This is a genomic window from Runella sp. MFBS21, from assembly GCF_029433105.1.
Classification (GTDB): domain Bacteria; phylum Bacteroidota; class Bacteroidia; order Cytophagales; family Spirosomataceae; genus Runella.
On the sequence record NZ_JARNTW010000007.1, the window covers coordinates 13,741 to 33,282 of the forward strand.

15 protein-coding genes are annotated in these 19,542 nt (G+C 42.5%); 8 read left to right on the forward strand and 7 right to left on the reverse strand.

Annotation, left to right across the window (positions count from 1 at the left end; all coding sequences use genetic code 11):
- Window positions 1-334: 334 nt before the first annotated feature.
- The 5 genes from P1X15_RS15650 (at window position 335) to P1X15_RS15670 (ending at window position 8,059) form a co-directional block, all read left to right on the forward strand.
- On the forward strand, window positions 335-3,523 hold the full coding sequence (locus tag P1X15_RS15650; RefSeq protein ID WP_277339068.1) for a SusC/RagA family TonB-linked outer membrane protein: 3,189 nt from the start codon (window positions 335-337) through the stop codon (window positions 3,521-3,523).
- Between the two features lie 67 nt (window positions 3,524-3,590).
- Window positions 3,591-5,051, forward strand: a complete 1,461-nt coding sequence (locus tag P1X15_RS15655; RefSeq protein WP_277339069.1) for a SusD/RagB family nutrient-binding outer membrane lipoprotein — start codon at window positions 3,591-3,593, stop codon at window positions 5,049-5,051.
- A 59-nt stretch (window positions 5,052-5,110) separates the two neighbouring features.
- On the forward strand, window positions 5,111-6,292 hold the full coding sequence (locus P1X15_RS15660) for a histidinol-phosphate transaminase (protein WP_277339070.1): 1,182 nt from the start codon (window positions 5,111-5,113) through the stop codon (window positions 6,290-6,292).
- A gap of 96 nt (window positions 6,293-6,388) precedes the next feature.
- A complete protein-coding gene (locus P1X15_RS15665; RefSeq protein WP_277339071.1) occupies window positions 6,389-7,483 on the forward strand; it encodes a hypothetical protein in 1,095 nt (364 codons plus the stop codon).
- Window positions 7,484-7,588: 105 nt separating this feature from the next.
- Window positions 7,589-8,059 carry a hypothetical protein gene (locus P1X15_RS15670; protein WP_277339072.1) on the forward strand — a complete coding sequence of 157 codons (471 nt, stop codon included), beginning with the start codon at window positions 7,589-7,591 and terminating at the stop codon, window positions 8,057-8,059.
- Window positions 8,060-8,267: 208 nt separating this feature from the next.
- Here P1X15_RS15670 and P1X15_RS15675 read toward each other — a convergent pair whose 3' ends face one another.
- From P1X15_RS15675 to P1X15_RS15695, 5 genes are all read right to left on the reverse strand, one after another.
- Window positions 8,268-9,371, reverse strand: coding sequence for a M15 family metallopeptidase (locus P1X15_RS15675; RefSeq protein WP_277339073.1), 1,104 nt, complete (start codon window positions 9,369-9,371; stop codon window positions 8,268-8,270).
- A gap of 57 nt (window positions 9,372-9,428) precedes the next feature.
- The gene (gene argC, locus P1X15_RS15680; RefSeq protein WP_277339074.1) at window positions 9,429-10,412 is read right to left on the reverse strand and encodes an N-acetyl-gamma-glutamyl-phosphate reductase; all 984 of its coding nucleotides are present in this window, start codon (window positions 10,410-10,412) and stop codon (window positions 9,429-9,431) included.
- 67 nt (window positions 10,413-10,479) lie between these two features.
- Window positions 10,480-10,830: a gliding motility protein GldC gene (gldC, locus tag P1X15_RS15685; RefSeq protein WP_028668185.1), complete on the reverse strand. Its 351-nt coding sequence runs from the start codon at window positions 10,828-10,830 to the stop codon at window positions 10,480-10,482.
- A 166-nt stretch (window positions 10,831-10,996) separates the two neighbouring features.
- Window positions 10,997-12,301 carry a c-type cytochrome gene (locus tag P1X15_RS15690; protein WP_277339075.1) on the reverse strand — a complete coding sequence of 435 codons (1,305 nt, stop codon included), beginning with the start codon at window positions 12,299-12,301 and terminating at the stop codon, window positions 10,997-10,999.
- 83 nt (window positions 12,302-12,384) lie between these two features.
- A complete protein-coding gene (locus tag P1X15_RS15695; RefSeq protein ID WP_277339076.1) occupies window positions 12,385-13,605 on the reverse strand; it encodes an FtsX-like permease family protein in 1,221 nt (406 codons plus the stop codon).
- 184 nt (window positions 13,606-13,789) lie between these two features.
- Here P1X15_RS15695 and P1X15_RS15700 point away from each other — a divergent pair, with 184 nt between their 5' ends.
- Window positions 13,790-14,998: an acetyl-CoA carboxylase biotin carboxylase subunit family protein gene (locus tag P1X15_RS15700; protein ID WP_277339077.1), complete on the forward strand. Its 1,209-nt coding sequence runs from the start codon at window positions 13,790-13,792 to the stop codon at window positions 14,996-14,998.
- A gap of 63 nt (window positions 14,999-15,061) precedes the next feature.
- Entirely contained in the window at window positions 15,062-16,195 is a 1,134-nt protein-coding gene (locus P1X15_RS15705; protein WP_277339078.1) for a MalY/PatB family protein, read from the forward strand.
- A gap of 67 nt (window positions 16,196-16,262) precedes the next feature.
- On the opposite strand, the gene P1X15_RS15710 is transcribed toward P1X15_RS15705, so the two are convergent.
- Window positions 16,263-16,976 (reverse strand): NUDIX domain-containing protein, encoded by a 714-nt coding sequence (locus P1X15_RS15710; protein WP_310586022.1) that lies wholly within the window; start codon window positions 16,974-16,976, stop codon window positions 16,263-16,265.
- 80 nt (window positions 16,977-17,056) lie between these two features.
- On the opposite strand from P1X15_RS15710, the gene P1X15_RS15715 reads away from it, so the two are divergent.
- Entirely contained in the window at window positions 17,057-18,352 is a 1,296-nt protein-coding gene (locus P1X15_RS15715; RefSeq protein ID WP_277339079.1) for a hemolysin family protein, read from the forward strand.
- A gap of 64 nt (window positions 18,353-18,416) precedes the next feature.
- Here P1X15_RS15715 and P1X15_RS15720 read toward each other — a convergent pair whose 3' ends face one another.
- Window positions 18,417-19,166: a DeoR/GlpR family DNA-binding transcription regulator gene (locus tag P1X15_RS15720; RefSeq protein WP_277339080.1), complete on the reverse strand. Its 750-nt coding sequence runs from the start codon at window positions 19,164-19,166 to the stop codon at window positions 18,417-18,419.
- Window positions 19,167-19,542: the final 376 nt, after the last annotated feature.

The window sequence follows — 19,542 nt, forward strand, 5'->3', positions numbered from 1 at the left end:
GTAGAGGCTTATCAACTTGAGAAAAGACATAAAAGAGGAGTAACAAGACTTTTCTCATTTCCAGAATACCATCTTTCGAGAAGATGGACGATGTAGCTTAACCTAAACTAAATCTACCAAAATCAGGGTAAAAAATTTGGATAGAATAAACAACTGCTCAACGCTGAGTGGTTGGTTTTCTAAACGACAAAGGAGGAAAAGTCCTCTTGCTTGGCCACGCTTGCCCGGCCGTAACGGTTGCTGGTACTTATGCGGCCTGTATTAGCAGTTTCGGAGCGGTCGGTGCATAGCGTGAATTACACTTAACTTAAACAAACAACCAAACTATTACCAGATGAAAAGACTTCTACTATTTTCTGCTTTGTGTGCGATAAGCTGGGCAGGATACGCCCAGCGGATAGTCACTGGAACGGTTACTTCTAAAGACGAGGGAGTGCTTCCGGGTGTAAACGTACTACTTAAAGGTTCGAGAACTGGGGTAGCCACTGATGGCACCGGGGGGTATAAAGTTTCGATTCCTGACGATAATGCTGTTTTGGTTTTTAGTTTTATTGGATATGGCACACAGGAAATAACTGTGGGGTCGCGTTCGACAATAAACATTGAGCTTTTGCCGGATGTCAAAGCCCTCCAAGAGGTAGTAGTAACCGCTTTTGGTATTGAAAAAGAGAAAAAAGCGTTGGGATATACAGTTCAAGAAGTAAAAGGTTCGCAAATAGTGGAAGCTCGCTCCAACAACGTCGTCAACAACCTCGCAGGACGGGTTGCGGGGGTAAGAGTCCAGAGCAATGGTGGACCCGGTAGTGGTTCTACGGTTCAGATTCGTGGTGCTTCTTCGGTATCAGGCAACAACCAGCCACTTGTGGTAATTGACGGGGTGCCTATCGACCAAAGTACTTCTAACTCCATGACTAGTGGAGAGAAACAATTTGGAGGCGGGCTTTCGGAAGTAAGTCCTGACAATATCAAAGACATTAGTGTATTAAAAGGTCCTAATGCCGCTGCCTTGTATGGCTCACGTGCTGCAAACGGGGTAATCTTAATTACCACCAAAAATGGGGCCGGCACTAAAGGTATCGGCGTAGAAGTAAACTCAAACATAACTTTTGAAAGACCACTCGTAAAGCCTGATTTTCAAGATATTTATGGCGGTGGTAATGGATACCGTACTTGGTACGCTGACGGCTGGTCAGGGGCAATTACGGGCGATGCTATTGCGCAGTATCGGGCGGCTTATGGTGCTAATGCTCCTCTTTTTGGTACTGAAGGTACTGACGAAAGCTGGGGTGCACCCATGGATGGGCGTCTGATTCGTCACTGGTGGTCGGGTACAGAGGTTGCACCTCTTACACCTAATCCAAACAACTGGGAGCAATATTGGGAAACTGGCCAAACTCGTACCAACAACATCGCAATATCAGGAGCTAATGAAAAAGGGAATTTCCGTCTTTCGATTGGTCGCATGGGACAAGACGGTATCATGCGCAGCAATGATTTTTATCGTAACAACTTCAAACTCAACACTGGATATAACTTTACTCCCAAATTGAGTGTGACGCTATCAACCGAATATATTAAATCAGGTTCTAAAAATCGCGGCTATCAAGAAGGGCAGCAGTTTATCTGGGCGCATCGCCATATATCATGGGAACAACACAAAAACTATGATGATTACACAAGTACGCACATCCAACGTGCACTTGCGGGGCGTTTGCCAGATAGTGATCCCCCAAACTGGCAACACACTTTCTTCACAAACCCATTTTATATCAATGACAAATTGCCGCTAAGCAACGTCAAAGATCGCCTTGTGGGAAATATCGCACTTAACTATAAAATTACCCCTTATTTAAGTTTGTTGGCACGTTCGGGAACTGATTTTTGGTCAGATACTCGTATCAATGTTATCAATTTTGAACGCGTTCGTAATGGAAACCGTACCCCAGGACAGTATTCAGAAGAAGTATTGCGTGCGCAAGAAACTAACTCGGATGTTATCTTAAGTTTTAACAAATCTCTTACAAGCGATTTTTCAATCGCTGCTCAAGGAGGAGGTATTTTGCGCCAAAACTACTATAAGCGTAATTTCACACGGGTTGGAGAATTGGTGGTAGATGGGGTTTATAACCTCTCAAACTCAGTTCCTAGCCTCAATACGGTAGAAAGCCGTATCGAACAAACCGAAATGCAGTCACTCTTTGGAACGTTCCAATTAGGCTGGCGCAATGCTTTGTTTTTAGATCTCACAGGTCGCAACGACTGGTCAAGTACCCTGCCTGCCGATGCTCGTTCTTACTTCTATCCTTCGGCTTCAGTAAGTGCGGTATTGACCGACTTGTTTAATGTTCAAAGTTCAGTTTTGAGTTTTGGCAAAGTTCGGGCTAGCTGGGCACAAGTAGGAAACGACGCCCGTCCCTATCAATTAAACCAAGTGTATCGTTCGGGAGGTGCATGGAATGGTTCTATTCCACAATATTATGAAAACACCACGATTCCTAACTCAGGCTTGAAACCTGAAATTACCACAGGTCTTGAATTTGGTTTAGACTTGCGTTTCTTGCGCGGCAAAGTAGGTTTAGATGTAACTTACTACAACCAAACATCACGCAATCAGATATTAGGCGTAGAAATTTCAAAAGCAAGTGGGTACAACAACCGTATCCTCAATGCTGGTGAAATTCAGAACAAAGGGCTAGAGGTAGTATTGAGCGGTACCCCATTCAAATCTCCTCAAGGATTTACGTGGGATGTTACGGCCAATTTTGCTCGTAACCGCAACAAAGTAATCGCACTTGCAGAAGGACTGACCACTTTGATTTTGCACCAGCAACGTGGCCTTAACTCCGAAGCTCGGGTAGGAGAAGCTTATGGAGCCTTGTATGGAATTGGATTTGAGCGTAGTCCCGACGGGCAGATTATCTATAGCAACGGGCTACCTGTGGTGTCTACGACTCCCCGAATTTTAGGAAATATTCAGCCTGACTGGACGGGAGGTCTCAGCAATACATTTACTTACAAAGGACTTTCTCTTTCAGCTTTGATTGATGTACGTATGGGAGGTGATTTCTTTGATGAAGGTACCGGGACAGCCCGTTGGACTGGTCAATATGAAGAAACGGCCGTAGGTCGCGAAGAAGGTATCATCGGTAAAGGCGTAAAAGTAGTAAGTACTAATGCCGACGGTTCGGCAGTATATGCTCCAAACGATATCATTGTAGCTGCCAATCAGCTTTATGGCTACAACAACCCCCGCCGTTATCATGAAGCAGTAATCTATGATGGTAGCTATGTAAAATTACGCGAGATGACTCTTGGTTATAGCGTTCCTGAAGCATTGCTTAAGCGTTATATGATTCGTTCGGTGAAGTTCTCAGTAGTGGGTCGCAACCTTGCTATTTTGTTTAGCAATACTACTCATATCGATCCAGAAGTAGACCGTTTCGGCGGAAACCGTCAAGGGTTTGCTTATGGCGAGTTGCCTAATTCAAGAAGCTTAGGATTTAACTTGACTTTCGGATTCTAAATGACCTCTTGATAGGGGTTATCCCTATCAAGAAGCCCATCGAAGTTTTATTAAACAGACTTACATTATGAAAAAATACATATTACTTTCTTTGGCTTTGATTCTTACGGCTACGTCTTGTACTGAGAAGTTTGACGAAATGAACGTAGACCCCAACAACCCTACCAAAATCAGTGCTCAGTATTTGCTGCCTTATGCACTGGAGCGCTCGATTGACCGCTATTGGGGAGGAAGAACCCGTTTTGAGCGTCTCAACCTCGACGGAGCTATGCTATGGATGCAGTATCTTTCGCGCAATATTTACTCTAACGAGGGCGATAATTACGGGATTTCGCCAGCGATGCAAAACAACAACTGGCAAGCTTTCTTCAACGATGGTTTAGTAAATTTCCAGCGGATTATTACTGAAAGTGCGCCAGAAGGTACAGCCCCTAATGCCAACTACGAAGGGGTAGCTTTGGTAATGCGCTCGTGGATGTTTTCAGTGATAACTGATCTTTGGGGGGCTATTCCTTACAACGACGCCCTTAAAGGTACCGCAGGTGATGCTATTTATACGCCAGCCTATGATTCGCAAGAAAAAATATACGAAGCTTTACTAAATGACCTTAAGATTGCCAATGAAAAGCTAAGTGTATCAGGCCCAGCCATTTCGGGAGATATTGTCCACAATGGTAATATCTTGCGCTGGAAAAAATTTGCTAACTCCTTAAGATTACGTTTGGCCAATCGCCAAGCTGCCAAAAAGCCGACTGAGTCGCGGGCTATTATGAATGAAATCTTGAGCGATCCTACTAAGTATCCTATTATTACTGCCAATGCCGACAATGCCGTTTTGAGAAGTACTTCTGTATTGCCAAGCAACAACGAATGGCACCAAGTGCTTATCCAAGAGAGCCGTACCGACTGGAACATCAGCAGTACTTTGGCTGATAAAATGAACGCTTTGGGGGATACTCGTATTACGGTGTACGCCAATCCTGTAGGTGGTAAATATGTAGGTCATGCCAACGGTCTTCCCGATGCCATTGCCACTACTTATTTGGCGACTAGCTCCACTGTAGGAAGTGCATTCACCAAAATTGATGCTCCTAGTGTGTTGATGACTGCTTCGGAAGTAAATCTTATTTTGGCAGAAGCTGTCCTTGATGGTGACATCACAGTGGGCACTGCTAAAGGTTATTTTGAGGCAGGTATTACTGCTTCTTTTGACCAATACGGCCTTACAGTACCTGCTACTTATTTTGCCACAGTAGGTGCGGTGACTCGTGCCAAAGTCCTCGAACAAAAATGGCTAGCTCTCTATGGTGTAGGTATTGAAGCATGGACCGAATATCGTCGCACTGGCTTGCCCGAAATGCCTGCCAAAGACCCAAGATCGGTATTTGAAAACGACGGTGTGCTCCCAACTCGCCTGCCTTATCCAGGAAGTGAGTACTCACTCAACAAGGCTAGTTTGGATAAAGGGATTGCGCTCAATGGAGGTGCCGACAATATGAAAACAAAGCTTTGGTGGGCCGAAAAATAAGTCTTAAATTGTACTTTATATATCATTTTCCATTTTCCATAAAAAAAACACTTATACCAATGATCCAGAAAATTGACCGCCGCAGTCTATTAAAATCAGGATTGATGACCCTAGGAGGCATGGCAGCTATGCCTGCTGTAGGTGCCTTCGCTAACGTACCATCACGTGTTGATGCCAACGGAAATATTTTTCACAGCCCTCTTCTTCGTGAGACTTTCTTGGAAAATCCTCCCAAGACTCCTCCTACCATGGTGCGTATCAATGCTAACGAAAACCCATACGGCCCTCCTATGTCTGCTCGTAAGGCAGTAGCCGAGTCGGTAGCTACGGGAAGCCGCTACTCATGGAAAGAGTTAGAAAACTTGGTTGGCAAAATTGCTAAGAAAGAAGGAGTGACTCCTGACCATATCATGATGGGGCCAGGCTCTTCGGATTTGTTGGAGAAAGTAGCTATCGTATTGTTCCAAAAAGGTGGAAATGTAGTATCGGCTGACCCTACCTACATGTCGCTTGTGAAAGTAGCAGAGGCTACTGGCGCTACTTGGAAGGCTGTACCTTGCAAAGGCGATTGGTCGCACGATTTGAAAGCAATGGAGGCGGCTATCGATAAAGACACTAAGTTGGTATATATCTGTAACCCCAACAATCCGATGGGAAGCATTACATCGGGTAAAGAATTGTTGGATTTCTGCTCGCGTGTATCCGAAAAAGTGCCCATTTTCGTAGATGAAGCTTATCTGGAACTGGCTGTAGGAGCTGATACGCAAAGTATGGTGTCGTTGTTGGCGCAGAAGAAAAATGTCATTATTGCCCGTACTTTCTCTAAAATTATGGGGATGGCAGGATTGCGCGTAGGATACATCGCTGCTTTGCCTTCGACCCTCGATAGCATCCAAAAAATCACACGTGGTGGGATGGGTATCACCCAAACTTCTATCGCAGCGGCAGTAGCAAGTATGGACGACAACGAGTTTCAGGATATGACTCGTAAGCTGAATCATGAAGTAAAAACCTATCTCTGCAAAAACTTAGATCGTTTAGGTTATAAATACGTAACCTCTTATACCAATTTCGTGATTTTCCCAATCAATATGCCTGGAAAAGAAATGCTCCAAAAAATGATGGCAAAAGGAATCATGGTAAGAGGCTACGAAATCCAAGGTAAGCCTTGGTGCCGTGTTAGTATGGGGACTATGGACGAAATAAAGCAATTTGTAAGCGCCCTAGAATCAATAAGTTAATTTTTGGCAATGAGTAAGCAGTATTGGGGGCGACAATTTCTCCCCCAATACTTACCTGAATGTTCATTGCTATTTTAACCACTATCCATTAAAGTTATGAGTGACGCTCTACAAAAAGCATTTACCTTATTGTTATTGATTGTATTGGGCTTAGTGTTACGTTCCAAATTCAAAAACAAACAACAAACCGACGGGATTAAAGAAATGGTGCTTTCAGTAGCACTACCTTCTACTATTTTTATTGCTTTAATGAAAGTAACAGTCGATTCAAAGCTGATTATAGTTCCTGCTTTGACGCTGGTGTTTAATTTCTTCATGTACTTTATCACGCCGCTTGCCTTATCTTTTTTTGGCGTAGAAAAAGACAGTCCCACGGGCCGTACCTTGGTGATGCTGTTGCCATCATTAGCACCAGGTCTTTCTTGTTTTCCTTTTATCGCAGAGTTTTTGGGACAAGAAAGCGTTGCAATGGCGGCAATGGGTGATGTCGGAAACAAGTTTTTTGTCTTGATATTTTTATACGTAGTGGCTCTGAATATGTTTCTTAAAAATGCTAAAAGCGAAGAAGCAAATCTCAGTACCAAAATCAAAAGTTTGCTTTTGAACCTTGTCAAAGAACCTATCAACATCATCATCGCATCTGCACTTATTTTGTTGAGTTTGGGCGTAAGTTTCAAATCTTTGCCCGCTATCATTGCGGATATGTTTGACAAAACTAGTGCGATGATGACTCCTTTAGTGTTGATTTTCATTGGTTTAGCGGTTCAGTTAAAGCAGCGTAAAAAACGCCTTATTAGCTCTTTATTGATATTTAGAGCTGGAGTAACCATGCTTTTTAGTGCGGCTGTTATTTCGGTATTAGGTATCAACGACCCCACTATGGTACTTCTGGCAGTAGCTATTCCGTTGAGTTCGGCTAGTTTTTGGCCTTTTGCGCATATTTCGGCTTTCAACTTACGGGAAGAAAACAGCGGACTACCCAAAGAACGTCGCACCTTCGATGCCGAACTTGCGGTATTGGTATTGGCGTTTTCGTTGCCATTCTCAACCTTATTGATTCTTGGAATTTTGTCGGCGGGTACTTTCTTTGCTCACTTGCCTACTTTAATTATTACAGGTTTGATTTTTATCGGTATTGGTATTGTCCCAAACTTAATCGGTAAAGCATCTGTAAAGTTTTCTAAAGCTTAATATTCTTCAACAATAAAGCATCCTTGTCTTTTATTCTTGAAGCCATTTACACATGTTGTCGCATTGACCACTTATTCAACAAACTTTAAAAAACCGATGAGAACTATGAAGACTGCAAAAATATTCCTTTTCGTTGTGGCTGCTTTTGTGGTGGCTTCTTGTAAAGTAGATGACCCTTTTGTAGATCGGGTAGTAGCACCTGTACTTTTGGTATTTGACAATGCCATTGGAGATGGAGGTGGTTTTACGACCGAGCCTACTGTCACTTCCAAAGCTACTTTGGCAAACGCTACCTTAAGTGTACGGATTTATGAGTTGGATAAGACCAATATCTTAGATTATAAAAAAGGAATTGATTCAATTCCAGTATCTGGTTTGGCACTTTCAGTAACGACACGTGCTGGCGTAAAAATTGCTGATATTACTACAGATGCTAGTGGGAAGGCTACGCTTACCAAAACTTGGGCGGATTTAGGGATGTCAGCACCTAAAGCAGGGTCTACAGTATCACTTACCCTGACTGGAATTCACAAAAGCCAATCATTCTCTAAACTAGCTCGTTTGCAAGCAAATTAATTGTGTACAAGCACTTTGTGCTTTTTAAGTAGAATAATCTGAGTAATTAGTGTCGCAGGATTTGTGGACGTTTTTTTCATCAACAACGATTCGATTTTATCCTTACTTAACGTGATGCTGAACTCATTTTAGATTATATATTGGTGGGTTTGAATAATCAATGATTGAGTTGACACAGCCGAGGCATTAGCTTCGGCTGTGTTTTTTGTTATTGCCATACCCCCAATCTAAATGTCTTGATGATGCCTGTAGGATGAAAAAGAGTAATAGTTTGACTATCAAGGTCTCCTACTAAAAGAATGTCTCGTTGAGGCTGTAGTTTTGATGCGTAAAAATCCGTACTAATTTTAGTGATGTTGGTAGGAGTGGGGCGCTCTGCCAAGCTATCGCATACGCAAGCTTTGCCCTTGTGCAAATCGTGTAGCGTCGCTAAAAGAGCTTGTGTATCTTCTATTTTATCGGCTTTTCCGGCCTCGGTCATGGTTTTGACCCGATTCTTAAAATACTTCCCAAAAGCCTCATATTCATATCGTAGTTCTGGAAATTGTTTTAGCATTTCCGAAGAATTTTTAAAATACTGGACATGATTAGGGTCAATAAACCCCCGAAAAGTACCACCCCAAGTAAGGCCGTATTTTCCACCTATTTCGTCCATGAAAGTTTTATAATAACGGATGTTTTGGAGCTGACGCCCTCGGTAAATAATGGGCACATCTGAGGCAAAACCAAACTGATGCTGCGAAAGGGGCGATACACTCTTGCCCATGGTCAGGTGCCTTTTTTGGGAGCGATTGCCTCGTAAATCAGAATTTATTCGAAGTTTATACTTTGGATATTGTCCAAGATAATCACTCATCATCGAATCTCGCTTTTCGATAAACCTCTTTCTTGTCGATTCCAACAATTGTTCATAACGATGATAAGGATAATCAGGACGATCGGCTAGTGTCCATAAGTAAGCTCGGTCGAGCCACGAAAGCGTATCCGACCTGATGCTATCAGTCCATGAAATAAGTTCGGCAGGAGGAGCTTGAAAAGTGGGCGCAAAAACAGCATTTAATTGCTGTATTTTACCGTTTTTTACAATTACTAACCAGACTTGAGGAGGAAGGATAAGTGCATCTTTGAGCGTATCGGCCTGTGAGAAAGGGGAGACCAAATCGATGATGTTCCATTGCTCTAGGTGGAGGGTGGTGTCACATCGCTCGTTTTCCCAAGTGCTTGACGACTTATTAAAACCATCAATGATACCACAAGCAATAAAAATCAGCATAAGCACCACACTTCCTAATGATAAAGCGAATTTACTCATGCTGATTATGGGTATAAAATAAGAGAATTTTGAAAAACAATGAGCCGCTATGTGGTGTTAGAAGGCGGCTGCTTTGAGTCTCAAACCAGCATCTTCGGGAAAATCGAAAAGCAGGTTGAGATTCTGAACTGCTTGCCCCGACGCTCCTTTTATAAGATTGTCAATCTCGCTAGTAATCAGTAGATTACCGCCGTGCTTTTGGAGTTGAATCAAGCATTTGTTGGTGTTGACTACTTGTTTTAAATCAATATCCTGAGTACTAACGTGAGTAAAAGGATGAGACACATAATAAGCCTGATAGAGCTCTAATGCTTCTTCGAGTGTGCCGCTGTATTTGGTATACACATTGGCCATGATACCTCTTGTAAAATCTCCTCGATAGGGGATGAAATTTACTTCCTTATCGAAACCACTTTGAAGAGCAGTCAAGCTCATTTTGATTTCTTTGAGGTGTTGATGCGTAAAAGCTTTATAGATTGAGACGTTGTTGTTGCGCCATGTAAAATGAGTGGTAGCACTCAAAGCCTGACCTGCTCCCGTTGAGCCCGTAATGGCACTTACGTGCACCTCGTCGGTCAAAAGCCCGGATGCAGCCAGAGGCAAAAGCGCAAGCTCAATACTTGTTGCAAAACATCCTGGATTGGCGATTTTGGTAGCTGTTTTGATTTTATCGCGTTGAAGTTCAGGCAATCCATACACAAATCCATTGCTTTCATCCCGAAAATCAGTGCTTAAGTCAATGATTTTGAGGGAACTAGGTACGTTGTATGTTTCTAGAAATTTTCTTGATTCATTATGCCCAGAGCATAAAAAAATGGCCGAAAGTGTCGCTTGTTGTAAAAGCTCTCCAAGGTCATCGCCCGAAAATACCAACGAGGTATCCCCTAGCAAGTCTGTATGGGTAGCATACACAGGTTTTCCAGCTTGACTTTTTGAGTGAGCCCAATCAATCTCCACAAAGGGGTGATTTACCAAAATCCGCAACAATTCTCCGCCCGTATATCCCGCAGCCCCTACAATACCAACTTTTATTTTATTCATTGTATTAAGTGGCAAGCCACTGTTAAGTAGTGCTAAAGCACAGTTAATTGTTAATTAAATGAAAGAATCATTGCCCTTTGGCGGCAGCTTGCATTTCTTTTTGGAGACGTTTGCTAAGACTCATTCCCACTTCGTCGATATCGGCAGCCATGATTTCATCGCCAGTAGCATTGCGAAGGGTGTCTGCTACGCAGCCGAGCAATTCGATACAAAAGCGTTTCATTTCGTGTACTTCCATGTCTTTGGCCCACAGTGGGATAAAGAGCGTTCCTTTATGAAAATGATCCCATACGCCTACCGCAATCGCTTTGGTTTCTTCCAGACCTTCGTTGGGATTGTCGGTAGCTTCCCAGTAGATTTTTTCAGGGATTTTTTCTTCGTCTTGCTCGATGGTGAATTTAATTTCTTTTTGTGTCATTAGAGGATTTTCTTGAGATATGGATACAAAGTTACGTCAAGTCTGCGAAAAATGGGGCTTTGTGATAAAATTTGGCTAGCCCTTTCGCAAGACTCGCTTTTTGTTCTGAACACCTAAATCCAAAATTTCGTTTGCAATGCCACCGCATTTGCTAAAAGTATGCTCTTTACTTTCCTTTCATATAAGCCACAATTTTGGTCTTAGCACCCTTTGAATCTTGGGACAACAAATAAATTTTTCCTTTGGAGACATAGCCGATTTCGTCTTTGGTGGTGACTTCAATAAGGCTCATTTTATGCTTTGCTGATACAAGGTCGCAAATACTACTCACAGGCGTGGCTTCTGCGTCTTGGTGATGAATATCGATGTCGATTTTTATGCTAGTTCTGTTGATTTTACTCAAAATGATGGTGCCACTAAAACCTTGAGTAGTATTTATTTTTTTATCAAATACTTGGAGTTCTTTTACTTCGTAGCTGCCTGCTATAGGGCTAGCTAAGTCAGTAAGGGAGTTTGGGTGGTGTTTAAAAAGCACAACTTCATTTTTGATAGGACGAAGCGACTGGAGATAGCTATATATAGCCCCTAAATCTTCGTCGGTCATGCCACTGTACAAAAGCCAAGGCATAGGTGTATTGAAACCTTCTTGGGTATCAAAAGGCTTAAAACTGAGGGGGTCAAAAGCCCTAAATCGAGCAATAAAATCTGCTTTGGTCCAGCGTCCGATGCCAGTATGTGTATCGGGGGTAATGTTGGCAGAGGTGACCGTCCCGCTTGGGAGTTTGAAGGGTGTTCCTCCCGCAAAACCTTTATTTTTGAGTGGCATTCCCATTCGGCGTGGCGTATGACAATCGGCACATCCTGCAAAGGTTGCTAAGTATTTTCCGTACCCAATCGAATCCTGAAGAGCAGGCTTAGGTTGAGAAAGTGCTTTTTGGGGCATTTTTTTGAGGAGTGGTTTTAACCAAAAGTCAGGTTTAGAATCGGGGACGTCGTTGGGAATAGAGGGAAGGCTGCGCAAGTAAGCGATGATTGATTTGATATCTTCAGAAGCCATTTTACCATAATTAAGATAAGGCATGAGGGGCAACAATGCCTTGCCTTCTTTAGAGACTCCCGACGTAATTGCCCGATAGAGTTCGCCATCGGTCCAGTTGTAAAGCGCGGCAGGGGTGAGGTTTTTGCCATAAAAAACGCCCGGAATGCCCATTTTGTGGTCAAATCGGGTTCCGCCAGCTCCTTCGGAACCCCCAACGATAGGACCCGCAAATTGGTTATCATTGCGTCGCGAATGACAATCCATGCACACTGCTACATGATTGGCGAGATAAGCTCCTCGTTGGACGCGTTCGGGGGTGATTTCGACCGATAGCTCGGCGGGTGCGCCTACACGAGATAGGCGATTTTGGCAACTTGTAAAAACAAGAAATACAATGGCTTGCGCCCATAAAATACAATAACGAGGTGTCATATTTGAATGGCTGTTTTACCACATTGACACCTAAGGGTAGTTTTACCCTTACCGAAATGGGACGTATTTTATTTAACGGGATATTATTTCTTAAATACCAAAGCTTGCACAGGACGTATGCGACTGATGATGAGGGTAGGGATGAGTAAAATAAGCGCGATAAGTGCCAAAATACCCAAATTGAGTAGTAAAATAGAACTCCAATCGAATTTGATAGGGACGGTATTCATGAAGTAATTGGCGGCATCAAGAGGGATGATTTTAAATTGATACTGTAACCAACAAAATCCAAGTCCTACGATATTGCCAATGACCAACCCTTTGATAGCCAACTGGAGTCCAACATAAAAAAAGATGCGCCTGATTTGGATGTTGGGACTACCGAGGGTCTTGAGTAATCCCACCATTGGAGTACGCTCCATCATCATCACGAGCAAGACCGAGGCGATATTGAAGCAAGTCACAAAGAGTACCAACACAAATAAGACGAGGGTGTTTTGGTCGAGCAGCTGAAGCCATTCAAACAGAGGCCGGAAGCGCTCCGTCACTCGCTCTACGCGCATATCAGCTGGGAGGCGGGCAAACAATTCTTTGGCTGTAAGATCAAGTTTTTCAAAATCTTTAACAAAAAACTCATATCCTCCCACCGAATCTGCTCCCCAGCCATTGAGGCGTTGAATGAGGGCGATATCTCCAATAATGAGCTGATTGTCAAATTCTTCAAGGTTAGTTTCATAGATGCCAACCACTTGTAGTTTTCGAACTCGTGGAGGATTTTGTACAAAATACATCACTACGTCATCACCTACCTTTAAGTTTAGTTTTCGGGCAATGATTCTACTCAAAATAATCTCTTTGGCATCGGTTGTATCCGAAAACTGTATCGGGCGGCCTTCTACCAAACTTTCTTTAAAAAGTGGCCAATCATAATCTTTGCCTACTCCTTTGACGATTGCTCCTTGGAGTTCTTCGGGAGTTTTGAGGATACCCGCCTTGTGCGCAATCGCTTGACGATGTCTGATGCCGGGGATTTGCTGCCATTGATCGTATGCGGAGGTATGTAGAGGTATGGGAGGCTCTTCAAAAGACTGATTAAGGCTCAATTTGGATACTTGAAGGTGAGAACCAAACACAAATACCTTTTGATAAATTGTGTTTTTAAACCCAAACAATACCGCCAAAGCTACAATACCTACTGCCACTCCCAAAGCGATAGTGATGATGCCCACGCGCGAGACGGTGGCCGAAAAAGTGGCTTGTTGAGGTTGACGAATTCGGCGGGCTACGAAAATGGGGAAATTCACAATTTACGTTTGTTTGAAAGATTGATAGTTTGTATGTTTGGAATGTGCCTGCAAAAAAAACGTTTTCTTTTCAATTATCGTGAGTTTGATTGGAAAATGGACGTTTCTGGCTCCAAAAATAGCGAACTAAGACATCTATAAACATACAGACCAACTTTTATCAACGCTAAACTACCAATCCAAGATGAGTTTGACTTTTCTCTGTATCACGTGTTATTTCAAAGGAGGGGATTTTTTGAAGGCTTGTAAAGAAGCGGGCAATACGGTTTTGTTGTTGACTGCCAAACGTACTGAAGGAAAAGCTTGGCCCTATGAAAGCATCGACGAGTTTTTTTATTTAGAAGATGATTCCAATACACTCGCCAATTTTGAAAATATGATCAAAGGATTGGCGTATGTCATGCGGAGCCGCAAGATTGACCGAGTGGTAGCTCTTGATGATTTTGATGTTGAAAAAGCAGCTATTGTTCGGGAGCATTTTCGGATTCCGGGCATGGGACAAACTACCGCTCGCTATTTTCGTGACAAACTCGCAATGCGCGTACAAGCCCAAGATGAAGGCATCAAAGTACCGGCATTTTCGGCTTTGTTTAATGATGTTGAAATTACCGAATATCTAAAATCTACGACTCCGCCTTGGGTCATTAAGCCGCGTGCGGAAGCATCGGCGGCGGGAATTAAAAAAGTACATAGTTTCGACGAAGCTTGGCAAACGGTACATAGTTTGGGCGAAGAGCGGCATATGTTTTTGATTGAGCAATTTAAGCCTGGCGATGTATATCACGTAGATGCGCTTACGCTCGATGGTAAGGTGATTTTTGAGCGAAGTAGCCAATACCTCAATACCCCTTTTGAAGTAGCCCACGGTGGCGGGATTTTTAGGTCAGTGACGGTGGAGTTTAATTCAAAAGACGCCAAAGCCCTCAAAAAGATAAACGAGCAGGTATTGAAGGCGTTTCATATGAATTTTAGTGCGTCGCACACAGAAGTCATCAAATGCTATGAAGATGGTGAATTTTATTTTCTCGAAACGGCTTCTAGGGTAGGAGGGGCGCATTTGGCGGAGATGGTTGACTTTTCGTCGGGGATTAACCTTTGGCGTGAGTGGGCGCTCATCGAAACTGCCAAAGCCAAAGGACAGGGATATACTTTACCGACAGTACAAAAAAAATATTCGGGTATTATCATTTCACTAGCACGGCAACAGTGGCCCGATATGTCGCCTTTTGATGATCCCGAAATCGTCTGGCGCATGAAAGAAGAATACCATGTAGGGCTTATCGTACAGTCTGATAGTCAAAAACGAGTAATGGAGTTAATGGATAAATATGCCGAAATGATTCGGAGAGATTATCACGCATCGGCTCCTGCAAAAGATAAACCAACGCACTAATCAAAATTAGATTATCTGTTGGGTATTTTGATGCAACAACAGATAATCAATAACTTTTTAAAAATGAGTATTTTTGACGAACTGATTGACCGTACCAATACAAATAGTTATAAATGGGACAAATACACCGACCCAAATGTTATCCCGGCCTGGGTGGCAGACATGGACTTCAAAGCTGCTCCGCCTATATTAGAAGCTTTAGATAAAATAACACGACACGGCGTATTTGGCTATTCACATTGCCCCGATGAGCTAGAAGAGATAGTAGTGGAGCGTTTGCAAAAGCGTCATCATTGGAAAATTAAAAAAGAGTGGATTGTATGGCTGCCCGGGCTAGTATCAGGTATCGGACTATCGATTAGGACCCTTACCAAAGAAGGCGAGGGGGTTTTGATGGGAACGCCTGTTTATCATCCTTTTATGCTCGAAACCAAAGCCGCCAATCGCGCACTGATTAAAGTGCCTTTGGTGTTAGAACACAATCGTTGGACTTATGATTTTGAGGCATTAGAGGCGGTCATTACGCCCGAAACTAAACTGTTTTTATTGTGCAATCCTCACAATCCCGCTGGTACTGTTTTTACAAAAGAAGAACAAAGCCGTTTGTTTGAGATTTGTCATCGGCATGGTATTGTGGTATGTTCTGACGAAATCCATTGTGACCTTATTTTGGATGAAGATAAAAGTCATTTTACGATGGCTACCCTAAGTCCAGAAGCCGAGCAAAATACCATTACTCTGTTGGCTCCAAGTAAAACTTTCAACATTGCAGGCTTAGGCTGCTCGTTTGCCGTGATTCCCAACGACACCATCAGGGCCAATTTTCTCAAAACCAAAGCGGGTTTGATGCCCATGCTTTCGGCTTATGCCTATGAAGCAGCCTTGGCCGCTTATCGAGACGGAGGCCAGTGGCATGAGGAGTTGTTGGGGTATTTGCGTCAAAATCACGACCTTTTGTACCGAGAGGTATCGAGTATCAAGGGCTTGCATATGGTACCGCTTGAGGCCACCTACTTGGCATGGATAGATACCCGCGCCACTGGGATTGCCAACATAGCACAGCAATTGGAGGCCGCAGGAGTAGGAATCTCTGACGGAGCGCAATTTGACGGTGCAGGTTTTATCCGACTCAATTTCGCCTGTCCGCGTGAGCGATTGGAAGAAATAATTAAAAGGATGAAAACGATTTTTGAATAACACTACCTTGAAAAACAAAAGCTAGCTTTTATTGAATTCATAAAGGCTAGCTTTTTTAGCTATTATTCTACTCAATATCTACTTCTTGCCCCAAAAAGCAATCAATTACATAGCGAATCGAACTGAACGATTTGACCAAATGAGGGCGGGCTTCAGCGTCGGTCATCCATACAAGTTGCTCAATACCTTCGTCTTGCTGAGGCTTCATTTTGGAGTCATCAAGACTACGCATCCAATACCATTTGGTACGCTTAAGAATCTTTTGATTGTTTTGGGTATAAGTATGCCAAGTAGTGCAAACTTTCTCGACGATTTCGGCCTTGACTCCGGTCTCTTCTTCTACCTCGCGAACAGCTGCTTTTTTTGACTTTTCGTTGGGGTCAAGTTTGCCTTTGGGTAAGTCCCAAACACCCCTCCGAAACATGAGTAAAAACTGATTGTCTTTGGTCACAATTCCACCAGCGGCTTTTACCACAGAATAAATTTTTTTGAGCCTTTTTTCGACTGCTTCTTTGTCTTTTGGAACTAAGTAAATCGATTGTAGATCAGGCAAATCAAAGTTGTTGAGGAAGTGAAAGAGTTTTTCGGCGGTGATAGGCGTTGCGTTCAGAATGAGCAAATGACCTTTCAAGCTACCCACCTTCAGCATTTCTAGATGAGCATCGATGATTTTGTCAAATGTAATGCGGTGTGGAAGCTTCTGTGCAGCTTTTTCGTTTATTATCCGAATCGGGCGGTCTTTGATAAAAATGATCATTCGCGTAGTAAAACAGTAAAACATGACAAAATTAGTAAATGCCTTTGTTTTGGATAGCAAATAGTTTTGATATTTTTGCATTTGTATCAACATCCCCCCTCTACGTGGAGCTACTTGTTATTGTTCTACTCGTTCTTATTAATGGAGTTTTTTCGATGTCGGAAATCGCGCTGGTCTCATCGCGAAAGTCGAAATTGGAAACTGCGGCTCGTAACGGAGACCGACAAGCCGAACATGCACTCGCTTTGGCCAATTCCCCCAACCGTTTTTTATCTACTGTTCAAATTGGTATTACTCTCATTGGTATCCTAAACGGGGTATTTAGTGGAGAGCGTATTACCAACGACTTTCAGGCGTTTATTGAGCAATACGAACCCCTCAAACCTTACGCTCATACCATAGCGGTAGGTGGAGTGGTGCTTTTTGTGACGTATTTATCGTTGGTTTTGGGTGAACTGGTACCCAAGCGTATAGGCATGTCGAATCCAGAGGGGATTGCCAAGTTTATGGCGACACCCATGAATTGGCTTTCTAATCTTACTGCTCCTTTCATCTGGTTGTTGGCAAAGTCAAGCGATTTGATTATGAAGGTGCTACGCATCAAACAACAAAACCAAGCTATCACCGAAGAAGAAATAAAAACAATCATTCAGGAAGGGACTACGGGCGGCGTCATTGATGAGATAGAGCAGGAAATTGTGGAAAATGTATTTCATCTAGGAGACCGCAAAATCACTTCTCTCATGACCAACCGGCAAGAAGTAGTATGGCTCGATACGGCTGATACAATTGAGGAAAATAAACGACGGATTTTGGAATTTAGGCATTCGGTTTATCCTTTATGTCATGATAGTATCGACAACGTGGTAGGGTTAGTGTATGTCAAAGATTTATTAGAAAATTCGCTCGACGACGAAATTGCCAATCTAGAAAGTTATAAGCGTGAGGCTCTTTATATTGCCGAAAACAACAAGGCTTACGAAGTATTACAGAAGTTTAAAGAAAAACGCGTTCACTTCGGAGTTATCGTAGACGAATATGGGTCTCTACAAGGGATTGCCACTCTCAACGATATTTTGGATGCTTTGGTAGGGGACTTGTCGGAAACCAATGAATTCAATTATGACATTGTAGAACGTGAAGACGGAAGTTTTTTGGTAGATGCGCAGCTTCCTTGGGAGGACTTCTTAGAACATTTTGATATCACCGTCGAAAACAAAGTTGATTTAACCGGCTTCAACACGCTGGGAGGTTTTGCCCTTCATATTCTGAAAGATATTCCCAATACCGGCGAACATTTTAAATGGCAGGAGTATCGCTTCGAAATCATCGATATGGACAAAAGTCGTATTGATAAGATACTAGTATCTAAATTGGAAGAAGAGCAAGATAACGACTAACTAAGCCCTTTAAGTTATAAATTGATATTTTCTGAAATCTAAAGTTTGCAAATTTTTGCAAACTTTACAGAAGCTCAATACCATGTTTGCGAAAATCTTGTAAAGAGACATCGGTGGGTTTGAAACTTGTTACCAAAATATCTATCTCCTGAATGTCACAAACTTTGTAAGTTTCTATATTATGAAGTTTTTCAGCAATGGCACACACTGCGACTTTATTGGCAGATTGTGCCATTTTTTGCTTTAATACCGATTCTTCATAATGCCGCAACGTAACGCCAGTTTGGGGGTGTAAACCATTGAATCCCATTAAGTAAAGGTCTACTCTAAAATGGTCGAGTTGGCGCATTACCTCATGGCCAATCGTAATCTGATACCGCTTATGGTAGGTGCCGCCAAGCAGTATGGTTTCTACTTTGGGATGGTCATTGAGGACAGTAGCAAGAGGTAGGCTGTTAGTAATCACGGTAAGTTCTAGGTTTTTGGGAAACTGCTCCGCAATGTGGAAGTTAGTAGTTCCTCCGTCCATCAAAATAGTTTGATGATTTTCGAAGAGTTTCTGGGCTTTACGTGTAAGATGTAATACTTCTTGATTGTCCATGCCGTAGCCTTGCGTGGTCTTGAACGATAAGTAAGAATTAGCGACAGCTCCTCCATGTACTTTTTTTAGTAAACCCTTGTCTTCTAGTTCAATAACGTCTCTTCGGATACTGTCATATGATACATTTAAGAGTTGACTTAGCTCAAGTAAATTGATTTTTTGGTCACGATTGAGCTTCTCAATAATGAGCTTTTGGCGTTCTTCTTTTATCATAGGTTAAGTTAAGTATAGAATTAAAAAATCGATCTAGCTGCTTCATAAATTGAGTGGAAAATTAATCAAAAAAAACTTTGCAAAAAAATGCAACAAAAAGTTGTTTTGTTTTTAAAACTTTGCATAAATTTGCAATGATGATTCAATCACAACTTGACCTATGATGAAAATCTCCCTCATACTACCTAAGGGGTTTGAGTAGTTGCGAGGGATTTTATTTTGTATTTGTTCTTTTATCTCCAATCACTCAAATTTATCTTACTCTAATAAATTTATAAACCCGCTAGTAGCCTAAACTTGCACTAGCGGGTTTTGTTTGCTTTGATAGCACTTAAGGCAGAGTAAAGTCTAGTAAAGTCTCTTTAGCCACTTTTAG